The following is a 2,635-nucleotide window of genomic DNA, read 5'->3' as shown; positions in this document are numbered from 1 at the left end:
ATTTTATACAGTGCTTTCAGGTAATTCTCTTCAGTATAAGATAACATCATACAAATATAAAGCAATATATGTCAAAGTTTATTTGTTAGATTAATCTAACTTAATTAGTTTTGCTGATATTGAAACTTAATTTTAGGTTTGCTTAAAAAAAAATTATGAATCTTGAAAAATATACGGTCTACAAAAAATACTACCTGCTGGTTTTATCGCTCTTTACGGTAATTTGTTCTTTTGCTCAAACAGATACAAGCCAGGTTAAGGTGTCTAATTTAAATGAGGTTGTTGTGACCGGTGTTAGTCGGGGAACAGTACTAAGAAAAAGCCCGGTACCTATTTTTGTGCTTTCCAAGAGGGCAATGGATCAAAATGCCAATAACAACCTTATAGATGCTATTGTAAAAGGCGTACCTGGGTTAAGCGCTGTAACGACAGGGCCAAATATTTCTAAGCCGTTTATACGAGGTCTGGGTTATAATCGAGTACTCACTTTATATGACGGTTTACGTCAGGAAGGACAGCAGTGGGGCGATGAGCATGGTATCGAAATTGACCAATATGGAATTTCAAGAGTAGAAGTTGTTAAGGGGCCTGCCAGCCTGACTTATGGTTCTGATGCAGTTGCTGGTGTCATAAATATGATTCCAGAGCGGCCAGGATTTCTGGAGGGGGTGTTAAAGGGAGACTTTACACAGGATTATCATACCAATAACGGGATGTTTGCTAGTTCCCTGGGGCTTGGGTATGGTAGAGTTGATTGGAAATACGCTTTTAGGGCGACAAGCAAATTTGCGCATAATTATCACAATAAGGTAGATGGATGGGTATATGGGACAGGATTCCGGGAATATAATTTATCTGGAAGTGCCAGGCTGGATAAAAAATGGGGATTTAGTAAAATTGCAGCAAATCTATATGATAATTTTCAGGAAATTCCGGATGGAAGCCGGGACTCGCTAAGTAGGAAATTTACGTACCAGGTACTTGATGATGGAGATGATATCAAGCACCGGCCCCTGGTACCGGAAAATTTACTAAAAAGTTATTCTATTGTTCCATTGCATCAGCACATACAGCATTACAGGCTTTATAATACGAGTCAGATTAATCTTGGGGAAGGGAGTTTGTCTGTTTTGCTGGGCGGACAACAGAGTATCAGAAGGGAATATAATCATCCAACCTTAGCGCGGCAGGCAGGACTTTATGTGGTGTTGAATACACTTAATTTTGATGTAAAATATAATTTGCCGGCAATTAAAGGCTGGGAGAGTTCTGTCGGATTGAGTGGAATGTATCAAGCCAACAGGAGTAAAGATGCAACGGATTTTCCTATTCCAGATTATAATCTCTTTGATTTGGGTGGATTCTTATTTGCAAAAAAAACATTTGGAAAAATAGACATATCAGGGGGACTTAGATTTGATCATCGCAATATAAGCTGGAACGACTTTTATGTAGGAGCAAATCCTGTCAATGGTTTCGAGAAGCGAGCAACAAGTGGGGAGATTGCTCAGGCTAACTTGCAATTTCCAGCCTTTGATCATGTTTATAAAGGCCTTTCAGGAAGTGTTGGATTGACCTATAACATCACGGAGCGGTTACTGGTTAAAGCGAATATCGCCAGGGGCTATAGGGCACCTAATATCACCGAAATTGGATCGAATGGATTGGATCCGGGCGCCCATATTGTTTATCTTGGCAATAGAAATTTCGTTCCCGAATTTAATTTACAGGAAGACGTTGGTTTTATAGCTTATCTCAGGGACCTGGACTTTAGCTTTGAAGTATTTAATAATCATATTCAGAATTATATTTATCAGGCAAGGCTAACCGATAAAAATGGAGATCCTGTTGTTATTGTTCCCGGTAATTTAACCTATCAATATCAACAATCAAAAGCCAGGCTTTATGGTTTGGAAACCACATTGAATATTCATCCCGAAAAATTAAAATGGTTTAGTTTTAACAATAGTCTTTCCTGTGTGACTGGCCAAACCCATGGAGAATATCTTCCCTTGCTTTCTCCCTTACATATTCGGTCAGAACTAAAATTTACCGGACTAAAAAGGAAAGGAACAATTCAAGAGCCTTATTTTAAAATAGAACTGGATAGATATGCGGATCAAAATCGATTTTATGCACTCGATGATACCGAAACCTTTACCAGGGGATATAGCCTTCTTAATGCGGGTGTGGGTGCTGCATTCAAGACAAAGAAAAATAGAAAACTTTTCGATCTGTTTATTCAGGGCGACAACTTATTTAACTTGGCTTATCAATCCCATTTAAACAGGCTTAAGTATTTTGAGTATTACGGTACTTCCCCTAATGGAAGATCCGGGATTTATAATATTGGAAGAAATTTCAGTTTTAAGGTCTTAGTTCCTATCTGATGAATAACTGTTATTGGAGATCCATAACCAAAATCATTAAATATTTTATTCTTGGTTTTAGTTATGGATCATGATTTATTGATTTATATCTTCATAAGAAAATGTATCTTGTCACGCTTTTAAGGTGGATTTTACAATATTTTTCAGTTAAAAATTTGATATTGCTCTTTTGTCAAAGTTTTGCTTTTTGCAATATATATTTTTTTGTAGCATAATATATTTTTGCATTGCGTTGTAGTATGTTT

General features: G+C 37.1%; 1 protein-coding gene. It reads left to right on the top strand.

Annotation, left to right across the window (positions count from 1 at the left end):
• Positions 1–155: 155 nt before the first annotated feature.
• A complete protein-coding gene (locus DBR11_RS16955) occupies positions 156–2,390 on the top strand; it encodes a TonB-dependent receptor (protein WP_108553837.1) in 2,235 nt (744 codons plus the stop codon).
• Positions 2,391–2,635 lie beyond the last annotated feature (245 nt).

Source organism: Pedobacter sp. HMWF019 (genome assembly GCF_003061025.1).
Lineage (GTDB): Bacteria > Bacteroidota > Bacteroidia > Sphingobacteriales > Sphingobacteriaceae > Pedobacter.
The sequence above is the reverse complement of the archived record's forward strand: the minus strand, read 5'-3'. Positions and strand labels throughout refer to the sequence as shown.